We start from the raw sequence: 13959 nt of genomic DNA, 5'->3' as shown, positions 1-13959 counted from the left end.
TAACTCCCCGTCTGTTCTGGAGTGGACGAAGGGCCGGCAGCGCCGCTCCAGAACCCCTCACAGGAAGGGGAGTCCATGAAACGGCAACAACCGACGTCGAGCATCACCCGCCTGCTTTGGCTCGCGGGGATGCTCGCGGCAGTGGGCTGTGGTGGCGCAGGTGATTCCAACGCGACAGACACCTTGGGCAAGAAAGGACAGGCGCTGATCTCCGCGCCGGATCTCGTCATCACATCCCTGAGCGGTCCCCCCAGTGCCGCCTCGGGCGGCGCCTTCACGGCGACCGTGAAGGTGTGCAACGTGGGCACGGCGGGCTCCACCACGGCGCGACTGGAGCTGTACCTCTCCACCACCGCGACCGTGGCCTATCCGCCCACCCCACCGCCCTCGAGCCAGGTGCTCATCGGCTCGCTGGATGTGCCGGGCATGATGAATGGCCAGTGCGTGACGCGCACCGTCCCTGCCAATGCCACCATCCCCGCGGGTGCGCCGCCTGACGCGGCCTACTATCTGGGCGGAATCATCGACGCGAACCAGGCTCAAGCGGAGCTGCGCGAGGACAACAACGCATTCGTTGGTGGCCTCATCGGCGTGGGCAACCGCTCGGACCTCGTCGTCACCCGGCTGAGCGCGCCCGCGAGCGTGCGCGCGGGGAACGCCTTCGTGGCCTCCGTCACCGTCTGCAACCAGGGCACCTCTTCGACGATGGCCAGCAACATCCCCGTGGAGCTGTACCTGTCCACCGTCCCCAGCCTCACGCAGCCCGGGATGGGCGTGCCTCCACCGCCCACGCAGACGTTTCTGGGGGCCATGACCTTGAGCTGGCTCGCCGCGGGACAGTGCACCACGCGCTCGCTGACCGTGAACGCGACCCTGCCTCCGGCCGCGACGGGGGACGGCGCCTATACGCTGGGCGCCATCGTGGATACGTACCGCGCGGAGACGGAGCTGCGCGAGGACAACAACATCTTCCTCAGCGGCCTCATGGGCGTGGGCAGCCGCTCGGACCTCGTCATCACCCAGCTGAGCGCGCCGCCGAGCGTGACGCCGGGCAGCCCCTTCACCGCGTCCCTCACCGCCTGCAACCAGGGCACCACCCCCACGAACAGCAGCAACATCCCCGTGGAGCTGTACCTGTCCACCGTGGCCAGCCTCACCACGCCGCCCCCGGCGACGCAGCGGATGATCGGCTCCACGCAGCTCCCCATGGTCATCCCGGGGCGGTGCATCACCGTGGACGTGAACGTCTCTGCCCAGCTTCCCCCCGCAGCCACCGGTGACGGGGCCTACACGCTGGGCGCCATCGTCGATCCGTACGGCACCGAGCAAGAGCTGCGCGAGGACAACAACGTCTTCCTCAGCGGCCTCATGGGCGTGGGCAGCCGCTCGGACCTCGTCGTCACCCGCGTGAGCGCGCCGCCCAGCGCGACGCAGGGTGGCGCGTTCACCGCCTCCGTCACGGTGTGCAACCAGGGCACGTCAACGACGGGCGCCAGCAACCTCCCCGTGGAGGTGTACCTGTCCACCGTCCCCAGCCTCATCGCGCCCGTCACGGGCGGCCCCGGGGCGCCTCCGTCCAGCCAGATGCTGCTGGGCGCCTTCTCCCTGTCGTATCTCGCCGCGGGACAGTGCACCACCCGCGACCTGCAGGTGAACGCGAACCCGCCGCCCGAGGCCACCCCCGACACCGCCCTCTACGTGGGCGCCCTCGTCGACCCGTATGGCTACGAGCTGGAGCTGCGCGAGGACAACAACGCGTTCGTCGGTGGCCTCATCGGCGTGGGCACTCGCCCAGACCTCGTCATCACCCAGCTGAGCGCGCCGCCCAGCGTGCGGATGAGCTCCCCCTTCACGGCGTCCGTCACCGTCTGCAACCAGGGCACGGCCTGGACGAACAGCAACAACCTCCCCGTGGAGCTGTACCTGTCCACCGTCCCCAGCCTCACGATGCCCGGCATGGGCGCCCCCCCGCCGTCCACGCAGACCCTGCTGGGCTCCGTCCCGCTCCCCTCGTTCGCTCCGGGCCAGTGCGTGACTCGCAGCCTCACGATGAACGCCTACCTGCCTCCGGACGGCACGGGGGACGGCGCTTACACGCTGGGCGCCATCGTGGACCCGTACCGCGCGGAGACGGAGCTGCGCGAGGACAACAACGTCTTCCTCGGCGGCCTCATCGGCGTGGGCAACCGCTCGGACCTCGTCGTCACCCAGGTGAGCGGTCCTCCCAGCGTGATGCCCGGCGCCTCGTTCACCGCCACAGTCACCGTCTGCAACCAGGGCACCGCGATGACGAGCGCCAGCCTCCTCCTCGTGGATCTGTACCTGTCCACCACCCCGACGCTCACCGTGCCGTCGCCCGCCTCCGGGCCGCCGCCCAACACGCAGAGCCTGTTGGGCTCGCTCTCGCTCACGGCCCTCGACGTGGGGCAGTGCACCACGCGAACCGTGACGGTGAGCGCCTACGCGCCTCCGCCGACCTCGCCGCTGGCGGACCGGGCCTATTACCTGGGCGCCATCGTGGATTCGCTCAGCAATGAGACGGAGCTGCGCGAGGACAACAACACCTTCACCGGCGGACTCGTCGGAGTGGGGACCAGCCCCGACCTCGTCGTCACGCAGGTGACGGGCCCCGCCAGCGTGCGCACGGGCACCTCGTTCACGGCCGTCGTCACGGTGTGCAACCAGGGCACGTACCCGATGAGCTACACCGCGCTCCCGGCGGAGCTCTACCTGTCCACCACCCCCACGCTCAGCGTGCCGTCCACCTCCGGTCCGGGCCCGATGAATCCGAACCAGATGCGGGTGGGCATCCTCACCGTGCCGCAGCTCGCGGCCGGCCAGTGCACCACTCAGACGGTGCAGGCCTACGCGGACCTCCCGAGCACCAACACCGGAGACGGGGCCTACTATCTGGGCGCCATCGTGGATCCGAACCGCTCCGAGCCCGAGCTGCGCGAGGACAACAACACCTTCGTCGCCGGCCTCATCGGCGTGGGCAATCGCTCGGACCTCGTCGTCACCCAGGTGAGCGGTCCTCCCAGCGTGCGCATCAATGCCCCGTTCACCGCCTCCGTCACCGTGTGCAACCGCGGCACCGCCGCGGTGATGAGCAGCAACGTCCCGGTGGAGCTGTACATCTCCACCGTGCCCAGCATCACCCCGCCCCAGGCGGCGCCCTCGGGGCCCCCGCCCACGAGCCAGCTCATGGTGGGCTACCTCGTCCTCACGCCGCTCGACGCGGGACAGTGCATCACGCGCACGATGAACGCCTACGCGTACCTCCCCTCCGACGCGGGTGGCCTCGCCGGGGTGTACTCGCTGGGCGCGGTCGTTGACTCGTACCGCCAGGAGTTGGAGCTGCGCGAGGACAACAACATCTCGGCGCTCACGTCGCTGTTCGTGTTGCCGTAGTCGTCGCGAAACTGGGACGCGGCCCGCTCGGTGATTCATGCGCCGAGCGGGCGCGATATCCCTGCGCCCCTCCGGATGAGCGATTAGCGTGGCGCCGCTCAGTCCTCTCCGGAAGGAAGCGCGCATGTCCCATCGAAACTTCAGTCGGAGTGAGTTCCTCGCCCTCACGGGCCTGCTCGCGGGCACCTCGCTCCTGCCGGCCTCCTCGGGCGCGGCCCCGGGCAAGCCCACGCCGCCTCCCGCGAACACGGGCAGCGCCGCGCCGGCCCGCCCCGCACCACCGCCGCCCTCGCCGGAGGAGTTCGAGCGGCTGCGCCACGCCTGCCGCGCCGCCATCCCGCACGAAATCCCCAGCGATGACGGCTCCGAGCTCATCCGCGTGGGCGAGTGGATGAAGCACCAGGGCGTCCGCGGCGACTTCTACGGAAACAGCGAGTTCATCCAGGCCTTCGAGAAGCGCATCGCGGGGATGCTCGGCTTCGAGGACGGCTGTTACATGCCCACCGGCACCATGGGCCAGCTCATCCTCCTGCGCATCCACGCGGAGGCCACGGGCAAGCGCAGCTTCGGCGTCCACCCGTCCTCGCACCACGTGATGCATGAGGACGACGCGGAGTCCGAGCTGCACGGCCTGCAACCCGTTCTGCTCGGGCCGTGGAGCCGCCCGCTGTTGGCCAACGACGTGCGCGAGGCCCGCGAGCCGCTCGGCACGGTGAGCGTCGAGCTGCCCGTGCGCTGGCTGGGCGGACAGCTCCAGACCTGGGAGCAGTTGGAGGACCTGAAGCAGGCGTGCCGCGAGCGCGGGGTGAAGCTGCACATGGACGGCGCGCGGCTGTGGGAGAGCCAGCCCTACTATGGCCGCTCCTACGCGGACATCTGCCGCGGCTTCGACTCCGTCTATGTCTCCCTCTACAAGATGGTGGGCGCGCTCAGCGGCGCCATGGTGGTGGGCAGCAAGGAGCTGATGCGCTCCGCGCGCCTCTGGCGTCACCGGCACGGCGGCAACCTGTTCCAGATGACGCCCTATGTGGCCTCGGCCGCCATGCGTCTGGACAGCGCGCTCGCGCGCATCCCGGCCTACGTGCAGCGCGCCCGCACGCTCACCGAGGCCCTGGCCGCGGACCCGCGCATCACCGTGCTGCCGCGCCCCGTGCAGACGAACATGTTCCACGTCTTCCTGCGCGGCGAGCCCATGGACCTGATGCGCCAGCGCGACCGCATCGCGAAGGACAGCGGCATCTGGGTGGCGGATGGCTTCGGCCGCACCCGCGTGCCCGGCATCGCGCAGACGGAGATCCAGATTGGCGAGGGCCTGGGCAAGCTCACCGACGCGGAGGCCGCGCGCGCGTTCTGGCGGCTGCTCGAGCCGGCTTAGCCGCCTCGCCCCCGACGCGGACCTCGAAGTCCCGAGCCTCCGGCTCCAGGAAGCGCAGGAGGGCCTCGCCCTCCTCCGTGAGCGCCGCTCGCACGGGCTTCGTCAGCGCCTCGAAGGGCTCCAGCACGAGCGCCGCCACGGAGCGCTTCAGCGCACACGACCAGGTGCCCGCCGCGAAGCCGTCCACCAGGAACGTGGGCAGGATGCGCAGGTTCGCCTTGGCGATGCGCTTGCGGTGCGCGTCCGCCACCACGCGCGTGCGGTCCTCGTGGCCCAGCATCAGGTTGTCGAAGTCGGGGAGGAAGCGCACCGGCGCCTCCACGTCCTCGGAGGGCCGCGGCGCCTTCGGCAGATCGAAGAGCTCGCGTCCCCGCTCGTCGCGGAACGTGGCCAGTTGGGGGCGCAGCGCCTCGAAGGTGTCCTTCAGCCGCGGGAGCCCCGACCACTCCTGCGCGTCGGTGACCGAGGCCGGCCCGAACGCCGCGAGGTAGCGCAGCACGAGCGCCCGAGGTGAGACATCGGTGCCCAGCGGAGCGCCCAGCCAGGTCTCCGCCACCGCGAAGGCCGCGGTACCGGGGAAGCCCCACGCGTCATCCCCGGTGGGCACCTGGAGGACTGGCAGCGACATCCGCACGGTGAAGCCCATGGCCCGCTCGTCGAGCTTCGGGTGGCGCGCGACGAGGAAGTCCCGCAGGGCCTCGAAGGGGCGTGGCTGTTCGTCGAAGAAGGCCCGCGCCTCCGCCACCAGCACCGGCACGTCCAGGTTCTCCGCGCGCTCGCGCAGGATGGACTTCGCGGACTGCGTGAACAGCTCCTGGAACGCCGCCCGCTGCGCGCGGTAGTCCCTCGCGCTCGCCAGGTGCAGCGTGCCACGCATCAATGCGCCTCGGACCACGTCACGCGAGAGGAGCAGCCGCGTGAGGTCCTCGCGCTGGAAGTCCCGCACGCGAGACCACAGACCGAGGAAGGGAGGACGGGCCAGCTGCGCCTGGAGCCCGGCGAGGCGCTCGACAGCGTCGAGCGTGGAGACCTTCTCGCGCGACAGCAGCATCTGTCGCGCGAGCGTGGCCCGGTTGAGCTGGCGCCGCGTCAGCGTGGGGGAGACGGACATCCCCCCTACGCTAGTGGAGACGCCGCGCCCGCGTCACAACGACTTGCAGTCGCGCCACTGGAGCCCCGCCGCGGAGGCGAAGTCCAGCAACTGCGGCAGCGCCACGTGCACCTTGTCGTGCACGTCGTGGAACAACACGATGCCGCGGCGCCACAGCAGCATCAGGCTGACGAGCCGGTCCGTCATCGGCGCCGGCGCGATCTTCGCGTTCCAGTCCTGCGAGTCGATGTTCCACAGCACCACCGACGCGCCCTCTCCCTTCAGGAACGTCGTCAGTTCCTCGGAGCGCTGGCCATACGGCGGCCGGAACAGCACCTTCGCGTTGCCCTGGATGCCGAGCGACGCAATGAGCCCGCGCGAGCCCTCCAGTGAGTCCTTCCAGGTGGCCAGCTTCTGGTGCGACGTGTGCGTCTGCCCATGCGAGCCCACGCACTGCCCCTGATACAGCGCCTGGAGGCTCTCCGCGCTCGTCTTCGTCTGCCGCGCCTTCAGCGAGTCCCCGAGCACGAAGAAGATGCCGTTCGCCTTGCGCGCCTTCAGGATCGCCATGAGGCGATCCGTCCCGCCGCCCGCGGGCGTGGGCCCGTCATCGAACGTGAGCAGGAACTGCCGGTCCGGCCAGTCCGAGCCCGTCACCTCCCCCGGCGCCAGCGTGAGAATCTCACTGGTGGGCCCGGGGAACAGCGCCGCCAGCCGCAGCTGCTCCTTCGCATAGAGGCCATAGAAGCGCGTGGCCATCTCCAGCCACGCCTGATGGCTGGCCGGCACGTCCTCCGCGAACGCCTGTCCCAGTGAGACAACGTTCGCGGCGGTGGGGGCCGCGCCCGCGCAGCCCAGCTCGCTCGGAGCGGCGCACGCCACGCGCGCCGCCTTCAGGTTCTCCGCCACGCGCCCCTTCACTTCACCCAACCAGCGGCGCACGGAGTCCTCGTGCACCTGCTTCACCCCGAGCAGCGTGCTCAGGGTGGCCGCGTCGCTCCCCTCCAGCTCGCCCAACGCACGGGCGAAGGCGAGGTTCTCCGCGCGGGAGGCGCGATCGAAGTCCTTCGGGGTGCGGATGGGATCGGGCCACAGCGAGCGATCCGCCGAGGCTACCTCCTTGGGACCCGCGGCATGGGCCACCGGCCCAGCAACAAGGACAGACGCGACGAGGAATGGAATGGCAAGGCGCATGGCGGAGTCCTGTCTCAGGGCTGACCGAGCTTCTGCTTCATCTTCTCGATGCCACTGCGGTAGGCAGGGTGCTCCTTCTTGCCCAGCGCGGCCTGGTAGTTCTCCAGCGCGTCACTCCACTGGCTCTGGCTCTCGTAGACGCGGGCGATGTTGTAGAAGGAGCTGGCCTGGATGGTGTTGGCGTTCGGGCCCGAGGCCAGCGCGATGGCCTTGCGGTTGGCCCACAGCGCCTCGGCGCTCCGGTCGAGCTTCTGGTAGGCGAGGCCCAGGTTGCTGTACGCCTGCCCGTGCTCGGGGTTGTTGGCGATGGCCTCCAGGTAGAGCGCCACGGCCTCGTCCAGCTTCTTCGCGTGGTAGGCCTGCTCGCCCTGGCGGTTGAGCTTGTCCGCGAGCTTGACCTGATCCGACGACACCTCGGGCACGGACTTGAAGCCCTCGCCGGAGATGAGGCCCTGCATGAAGTCGCCGACCTTCGAGCGGTCGCTCACGTCGGTGAACTTGTTGATGTCATAGAACTCGCCGTTGTCGCCAATGCCAAACACCACCCAGACATTGCCAGCCTTGCCCTGGGGCGGCGTGAAGGTGCGGACGAGCGAGGAGCCCACATAGACAAACACCTTGGCCTGGCTCACGTTGGACAGCGTGGTGGAGCCCTGGACGTCGCCCTCGGTGTAGTTGTGCACCGCATAGAGATACTTCACGCCTGGCTTCTTCTTCTCCAGGGTGATGGTCTCCGGCCCGTAGCTCGTGGTGTCGTCCACGTCGAGGTTGGCCAGGTCGCCCTTCTTCTTGGAGAAGAAGACGTGGGTGGACGGGTGTACCAGGTGCGAGTCGAGGTCCGCCGGCTTGGCGCCCCAGTTCAGCACGATGCGCATGCCGTCCAGGTTCTGGGTCATCACCGGGCTGACGGCATACGTCAGGCCGTTGCACGGGCAGCGCGCCACGAGGTTGGAATAGCCATCCTTCTTCACGATGAGGCTGACGCCGCTGTCATCCAGGCCGCCGAAGGGCTTCTCGAAGCGCGCCGTGCCGTCCGCCGCCGTCTTGCCCTGGATGGAGGCCTCCCCGTTCTTCTGAAGGATGACCTCCGCGTTGGCGATGGTCTGATCCTTCACCGTCGCGCTGAGAATCTGCACCCGAACCGACTCTGCCCCCAATGCGCTCATCGGCAGTCCCAAACCCAGGGAGACCGCCAGCGCCAGAACCCGCTTCATCGTGTCACTCCGTCGAATCATGAGATGGAAGGTGCGCCGCACAGGCCGCCCGGACGAGGTGATACTGCAAGGCGCTCGCCAGCCATAGCCCCCCGTCCGCATCCCCAGACGTGGGAGCGGGACCGCGCTCTGGGCGCCTCGTGTGGCCAAGGGGACGCACCGGGTCCGCGGCGGGGTTCAGCCCGCGCGCAACGCCCGGTGCCACGCCACCAATCGCGCCACGCCCTCTTCCACGGGGACCTGGGGGCGAAAGCCTGTCTCGCGCTCCAGCGCGGAGGTGTCCGCCCAGGTGGCGTCCATCTCTCCGACCTGCGCGGGCCGGGACTCCCGGCGGGCTGAAACGCCCAGGCCTTGCTCCAGCAACGTCACGAAGTCCCGCAGCGCCACCGCGCGGCCGAAGCCCACGTTGAGGACGCGGTGCGGCGGCGCCCCAGTCGGGGGGCGGTCGAGCACGCGCAGCACCGCCTCGGCCACGTCGTCCACGAAGGTGAAGTCGCGCCGCATCCCCCCCTCGCCGTGCAACACGAGGGGACGCCCCTCCGCCATCGCGCGCAGGAACAGCAAGGGCGCCATGTCGGGCCGACCCCACGGTCCGTACACGGTGAAGAAGCGCAGGCCCGAGGTGGGCAACCCCTGCTGGTAGCTGGCCGCGTGCGCCATCAGCTCGTTGGCGCGCTTGGTGGCGCCGTAGAGGTTGAGCGGGCGGTCCGCCGCGGCGTCCTCGCGAAACGGCGGCGTCCCCGCGCCATAGACGGAGCTGGAGGAGGCGTAGACGAGGTGCGCGACACGCGCCTCCCGACAGGCCTCCAGCACCTGGAGGAAGCCGGTGACGTTGGTGTCCGTGTAGCGCCGAGGCTCGCTGCCCGCGTCCCGCACGCCCACGCGCGCGGCCAGATGCACCACGGCCTGCGGTTGCTCGTGCGCGAACAGCTCGCGCAACGCGGGCCCGTCCGTGATGTCCACCGGCTGGAAGAGAAAGCCCCGCGTGCCCAGCAGCCGCGCCAGCCTCGCTCGCCCCGCGTTCACGTCGAGCGAGGAAGCGAAGTGGTCCACGCCCACCACGCGGTCACCGCGCCCGAGCAATCGCTCACAGACATGAAACCCGATGAAGCCCGCCGCGCCCGTGACGAGGACCCGCATGCGCTCAGGGCACGGCCCGCACGGCGTCCACCGCCGCGCGCCGCAGGTACGACTGCCAATCCGACTGCGCGGCGTACACGCTGATGACGGGCTGGGAGCGGAAGGTGTCCGTCCACTTCACCTGTCCATCGGGGCCCACCAGGCCCATGCGCAGCACCACGTCCGCCCGGCCCATCACCGCGGCCCCGGACACATCCAGCCAGTCCAGGATGATGACCACCGCGGCCTCGGCCTGGTTCTGCTGGATGAAGGACATCACCTCGTTCGTCTGCGGCAGCGGCGCCTCGGAGGCGCGCGTCGCCACCACCTCGAAGCCGCGCTCGCTCAGCACCGCCTCCGCCTGCCGCGCGAGCACCAGCCGGGGGCTGCTCTCATCGAGCATGTCCTGGCGATAGGTCCCCGTGGGGAGCCGCTCCACGCGCGAGCCAGACACCACCACCACCTTGCGGATGGCGCCCGGCGGACGCACCTCGCGCGGGCCCGCGCAGGACGCGGCGACGAGGCACAGCAGCAGGACGGGGACGGCGCGGAGGGCGAACATGCCCCGAAGCTAGGCCACCTCGCGGCCGCCCTCCACCGACATGTGACGCGACTGCGCGAGGCCAGACACAGCGTGTCCCCCGCTCAGTCGAACAGCCCTTGCAGGTAGTAGCGGCCGTCGCGCGCGTCGCGGAACACCCACGCGGGCCCCAGCCCCTCGAAGAACACGCGATAGTAGTCGCGCGAAAAAGCCGCCTCGGACCACCACTCACCGTCCAGCCGCTCCGGTCCCTCCATCATCGTCACCCCGTGACGACGCCCGTTCAGCCACGCGGCCTGCATCCCGCCGGAGGACGACAGCTCTGCCTCCAGACAGGCGGGCTGGGCCAGCAGCCGAGGGGGGCGCTCCCACGCCACCGGGTCCCGCCCGAGCGCGGACTCCACGGGCCGCCCCAGGTCCATCCCCAGGCCCCGCCGGGCCTCCGGAGGTTGGAAGCGCCGAGGCAGGTGCGCGGCCTCGGGCCGGAACGCCGCCTCCAGCGCCGAGGAGAACAGCGACTCGTCCCCCAGCGTGGTCACCAGCCGGGACAACACCACCTCCAGCGCCGCGTCCCCCTCCGGCACCTCGCCCAGCGAGAGCTGCTGGCCCGAGTCCTCCCCGTGCTCATCCACCCGCGCGGCCACCTCCACCACGGGGTGTTCCACGCGCAGCTCGCTCAGCCGGTGCCGGGCCAGGTCCAACAGGAGCTTCGCGCGGGCCGTGGGGCGCGCCAGCGTCAGCGGCAACTCCAGACACCCGGAGGGATCCAGCTTGAGCAGGAAGGTGAGCTTCACCGCCGCCCAGCCTCGGCCGGACAGCCGCGCGCCCAGGCGATCCAACAGCGTCTTCAGCGCGAACTGGAGCGGCTCGAAGGACTCGACGGGCCCGTCCAGCACCACCCGCTCCTCCAGGACCTCCTCCAACACGGCGGGCACGAAGGGCGTGTCATCCGCGCCTCGGCAGCGCGCCTGGATGCGCGCGCCCGCCGCGCCTCCCCGCGCCGTCACCGCCGCGGGAGGCAACGCCGCCACCTGCCCCAGCGTGGACAACCCGAGCGCCGAGAACGCCTCGGCCTCGCGAGACTCCAGGGCGGACAGCGACAGCGGCGAGAGCGCCCGACCGCTCTGGCCCTCGGCCACGACCTCCACGCGCCGCGCCCCGTGCCGAGCCAGCGCCCGTGCGGTGAAGGACTCCGAGGCCACCGCCACGTGCCCGCGGTAGCCCTGCTCGGCGCAGACCTCCAGCACCCGGCTTCCCAGGGCCTCCTCTCCACCCACCAGGTGCGCCGCGCTCGCGTCGAACCAGAGTCCCTCCGGCGCGCTGAGCTGGAAGCCCGGAGACAGGCCCAGCAGCGCCTCCCCCAGCGCGGCGAGCGCGGCGGTCTCCGCCTCCGGCCGATAGGGAAAGTTCCCCAGCGCGGGCTCCAAGGCGCACGCCGCCGTCAGCGTCAGCCCGGGCCGCGCGCCGGCCCGCAGCGCGCTCGTGGACGCGAACGCCACGCGGCGCTGGCCACGCGCCTCCTCCACGAGCACGAAGGGCCGCCCCGCCAGCTCCGGCGACTCGACCACCTTGCGCTGTACGGGGAAGCGCACGAGGTGCAGATAGCCTCGCCGCATGGATCAGCACCGCCTCGCCTCGCGCGCCCCCTCGGCACGCGACATCGCGGGCACGCGCACGGGCCGCGCCTGACCTTGGACGCCAGCGCCGTTGCGCAGGGCGCTCCGCTGCGCTCGCTGGAAGTCCGCCGTGGCGTCCGCGGCGCCCGCCGCGACGTCCAGCAGGTGCCCGCCGCCGTCCAGCCCCAGCTCCGGGTACAGCTCACTCCAGGGGCGAACCACCCGGCTGCCCGTGCCGCCCTGCCGACTGCGCACCAGCTCCACGGACCAGCCCTCCACGCCCCGGGCCTCCAGCCGCAGCCGCGTCATCCCATCCGCGGGCGCGTCCGGCGTGGTGAGCAGCAACAACCCTCCGCCGCGCCCCGCCGCGTCCGCCAACTTGCGCGTCTCCGGCAAAGACAGCCGCGTGGGCCGCCCCGCCGCGCCCACGCCGCGCGTCAGGTCCAACACCACGCACGCGAAGGCACCACTGCGAGCCAACTGCACCGCGGCCCACACGCGCTGCTCCGGGAGCGGAGGCCGCACCACCAGGAGGCGCTCCAGGTCCACGCCCAGCGCCGCCGCCGCGGGCGGATAGATCTCCTTCGGGCCATCCACCCACGCGCACAGCCGCTGCTCCCGGTGCGCCGCCGCCACCGCGCGCAGGGCCAGGCTGGTGCGCCCCGAGGCCGCCTCGCCGCACAGCTCCACGGCCTGCCCCAGGGGAAAGCCTCCCGCGGGCAGCAGCGCGTCCACCGCGGCCACGCCCGTGCGCAGCACCGCCAGGTACTGACGCGGCGCCGCCTGGAGCCTCCGGATGCGCTCGCGGAGCTGCTCCACCACCGAGCCTGGCGCCGAGGTCATCGGCTCCTCGCTCGCCGCCTGCTGATCCACCGCCGCGCTCATCTCGCCTCCCGCACACGTCCGCCAGCCCCTCGGCTGGACGGTCGTTCAGTATGCTAGGAGGTCTGACACCCACCGCTGTGGACACAGGAGGTGGGAAGCAGCGGATGACGTGTCAGGTCTGGCGACGAAAACGCGCGCGAGCTACCCCGCGCAGAGCAGCTTCACATCCACCCGGGTATCGCCCACGCGACGCAGACACCCACCCAGGAAGTACAGCCGCGCCGGGCGCCCCTCGCCCGACGGCTCGTATCTCAGCTCGCCTCCGGCCACCGAGCACACCTGCACCGAGCCATCCTCCCGCGTCAGCTCCACGCGGGCCAGCCGCGCGTCCGGCAGGTTCATCACGTCAAGGCTCTGCCCCACCGTGGCCAGCGCCGCGATGCCGATGAGCGTGTCCCGGTAGTTGCTCTTGCAGATGGAATCCAGGTTCACCAGCTTGCGGTCGAACTTCTCCGCCATGGCGCGCTGGCGATACCCGGGGCCATAGGACGTCGGGCAATCCGCGTTGCGCACGACAGGTCCCTGCGGCGTGCTGTCCTGCACCAACTCCGCCCGCTTGTCGCTCAGCGCCACCGGCCCGATGGTGGCCCAGAGCACCTCGCGCGAGGCGCCCGTCCCATCATGCAGGCCCTGGAAGATGGCGTAGTAGTCCTCCACCGACGTCAGCAGGTTCTCCTGCTCGTGACAGAAGTCCCGCGAGGCGTCGTCGCGCAGCGCCACCGGCGGCGGCCGCACCGTGGAGCTGCAGTCCTCCTCGTCCGTCACCACCACCACCAGCAGGCGCGCGCCATCCCGGAGGAAGCCTCCGTTGCCCCCCTGGGCGATGGACGTGGTGCTCAGCGGGCTGGAGACGGCCAGGCGCACCGCCTCGAAGGGAGTCTCCTGGCCACTGCCCTCCGTGCCCTGCTTCACCAGCCGACGGAACTTCTCCACGACGAAGCTGTCCGTGCCGTCGATGAACCGCTCGTCCGTGGGGTTCCCGGCCGCGTCCGGGACTGCCTGGAGCCGGCCGGATTGATCCGGGTACTGACGAACGACGTCCTGGCCCGACTTCAGGATGTGCCGCTGATACACCGACGTCGTGATGACCCCCACGCGAAAGTCCTGCGCCACCCCGCTGCCCTCCTTGATGGCCTCCAGGAAGGCGGGCAGCTCCGTGGCGATGCCCGCCTGCTCCTCGGCCATGGAGCCGGAGTTGTCGATGACGAAGAGGATGTCCGTCTTCTGCGGCGCGATGAGCGGCGGGGCGGACTGACAGGTCCCGGGCACGGTGGAGCCCGGGTCATCCACGGGAGAATGACAGGCCGCCGCCAGCAGGGCGGACAACAGGACGAGGGGGGCTCGGGAATGGCGCGTCACGGGGGGCCTCCTGCACGCGGCGCGCACCAGCGACGCACCGCCTCGGACAGAGGGGGCGAGCATGCCCCACCCCGCTCCTGGACGCGAGACGCGAGAGGAGCGTCGCGCATCCGACGAGGCACGGAAAAAACGCACACCGCGTTTGCCACATCCGT

At 70.9% G+C, this 13959-nt stretch carries 10 protein-coding genes; 2 read left to right on the top strand and 8 right to left on the bottom strand.

Translation table 11 applies throughout. The features are described from left to right. The first annotated feature begins 75 nt into the window (after positions 1–75). A complete protein-coding gene (locus KRR26_RS03125; protein ID WP_217079082.1) occupies positions 76–3411 on the top strand; it encodes a CARDB domain-containing protein in 3336 nt (1111 codons plus the stop codon). A gap of 124 nt (positions 3412–3535) precedes the next feature. Then, positions 3536–4786, top strand: coding sequence for a threonine aldolase family protein (locus KRR26_RS03120; protein WP_120203870.1), 1251 nt, complete (start codon positions 3536–3538; stop codon positions 4784–4786). On the opposite strand, the gene KRR26_RS03115 is transcribed toward KRR26_RS03120, so the two are convergent. From KRR26_RS03115 to KRR26_RS03080, 8 genes are all read right to left on the bottom strand, one after another. Beyond that, entirely contained in the window at positions 4734–5897 is a 1164-nt protein-coding gene (locus tag KRR26_RS03115; RefSeq protein ID WP_120203869.1) for a winged helix DNA-binding domain-containing protein, read from the bottom strand. The two genes, KRR26_RS03120 and KRR26_RS03115, sit on opposite strands and share 53 nt — an antisense overlap. Positions 5898–5930: 33 nt before the next feature. After that, positions 5931–7070: a polysaccharide deacetylase family protein gene (locus KRR26_RS03110; protein ID WP_120203867.1), complete on the bottom strand. Its 1140-nt coding sequence runs from the start codon at positions 7068–7070 to the stop codon at positions 5931–5933. Positions 7071–7084: 14 nt separating this feature from the next. Next, positions 7085–8284, bottom strand: a complete 1200-nt coding sequence (locus tag KRR26_RS03105; RefSeq protein ID WP_120203866.1) for a tetratricopeptide repeat protein — start codon at positions 8282–8284, stop codon at positions 7085–7087. 177 nt (positions 8285–8461) lie between these two features. Next, positions 8462–9424 carry an NAD-dependent epimerase/dehydratase family protein gene (locus KRR26_RS03100; RefSeq protein WP_120203864.1) on the bottom strand — a complete coding sequence of 321 codons (963 nt, stop codon included), beginning with the start codon at positions 9422–9424 and terminating at the stop codon, positions 8462–8464. A 4-nt stretch (positions 9425–9428) separates the two neighbouring features. Further along, positions 9429–9965, bottom strand: coding sequence for a hypothetical protein (locus KRR26_RS03095; protein ID WP_120203863.1), 537 nt, complete (start codon positions 9963–9965; stop codon positions 9429–9431). A gap of 83 nt (positions 9966–10048) precedes the next feature. After that, the gene (locus KRR26_RS03090; protein ID WP_120203861.1) at positions 10049–11560 is read right to left on the bottom strand and encodes a Y-family DNA polymerase; all 1512 of its coding nucleotides are present in this window, start codon (positions 11558–11560) and stop codon (positions 10049–10051) included. A gap of 3 nt (positions 11561–11563) precedes the next feature. Continuing rightward, complete coding sequence (locus KRR26_RS03085; protein WP_236068251.1) at positions 11564–12445, bottom strand: ImuA family protein; 882 nt, start codon at positions 12443–12445, stop codon at positions 11564–11566. Between the two features lie 141 nt (positions 12446–12586). Then, positions 12587–13867: a vWA domain-containing protein gene (locus tag KRR26_RS03080; RefSeq protein WP_407931706.1), complete on the bottom strand. Its 1281-nt coding sequence runs from the start codon at positions 13865–13867 to the stop codon at positions 12587–12589. Positions 13868–13959: the final 92 nt, after the last annotated feature.

Source organism: Citreicoccus inhibens (assembly GCF_019039035.1).
Taxonomy (GTDB): domain Bacteria; phylum Myxococcota; class Myxococcia; order Myxococcales; family Myxococcaceae; genus Citreicoccus; species Citreicoccus inhibens.
This window is presented reverse-complemented; position numbering and strand designations above follow the sequence as displayed.

What these genes read in the sequence shown, in the direction of transcription:
- KRR26_RS03080 (WP_407931706.1), bottom strand. Translation starts at nt 13,867, where the DNA reads ATGCTCGCCCCCTCTGTCCGAGGCGGTGCGTCGCTGGTGCGCGCCGCG.
- KRR26_RS03115 (WP_120203869.1), bottom strand. Translation starts at nt 5,897, where the DNA reads ATGTCCGTCTCCCCCACGCTGACGCGGCGCCAGCTCAACCGGGCCACG.
- KRR26_RS03120 (WP_120203870.1), top strand. Translation starts at nt 3,536, where the DNA reads ATGTCCCATCGAAACTTCAGTCGGAGTGAGTTCCTCGCCCTCACGGGC.
- KRR26_RS03090 (WP_120203861.1), bottom strand. Translation starts at nt 11,560, where the DNA reads ATGCGGCGAGGCTATCTGCACCTCGTGCGCTTCCCCGTACAGCGCAAG.
- KRR26_RS03095 (WP_120203863.1), bottom strand. Translation starts at nt 9,965, where the DNA reads ATGTTCGCCCTCCGCGCCGTCCCCGTCCTGCTGCTGTGCCTCGTCGCC.
- KRR26_RS03125 (WP_217079082.1), top strand. Translation starts at nt 76, where the DNA reads ATGAAACGGCAACAACCGACGTCGAGCATCACCCGCCTGCTTTGGCTC.
- KRR26_RS03100 (WP_120203864.1), bottom strand. Translation starts at nt 9,424, where the DNA reads ATGCGGGTCCTCGTCACGGGCGCGGCGGGCTTCATCGGGTTTCATGTC.
- KRR26_RS03085 (WP_236068251.1), bottom strand. Translation starts at nt 12,445, where the DNA reads ATGAGCGCGGCGGTGGATCAGCAGGCGGCGAGCGAGGAGCCGATGACC.
- KRR26_RS03110 (WP_120203867.1), bottom strand. Translation starts at nt 7,070, where the DNA reads ATGCGCCTTGCCATTCCATTCCTCGTCGCGTCTGTCCTTGTTGCTGGG.
- KRR26_RS03105 (WP_120203866.1), bottom strand. Translation starts at nt 8,284, where the DNA reads ATGAAGCGGGTTCTGGCGCTGGCGGTCTCCCTGGGTTTGGGACTGCCG.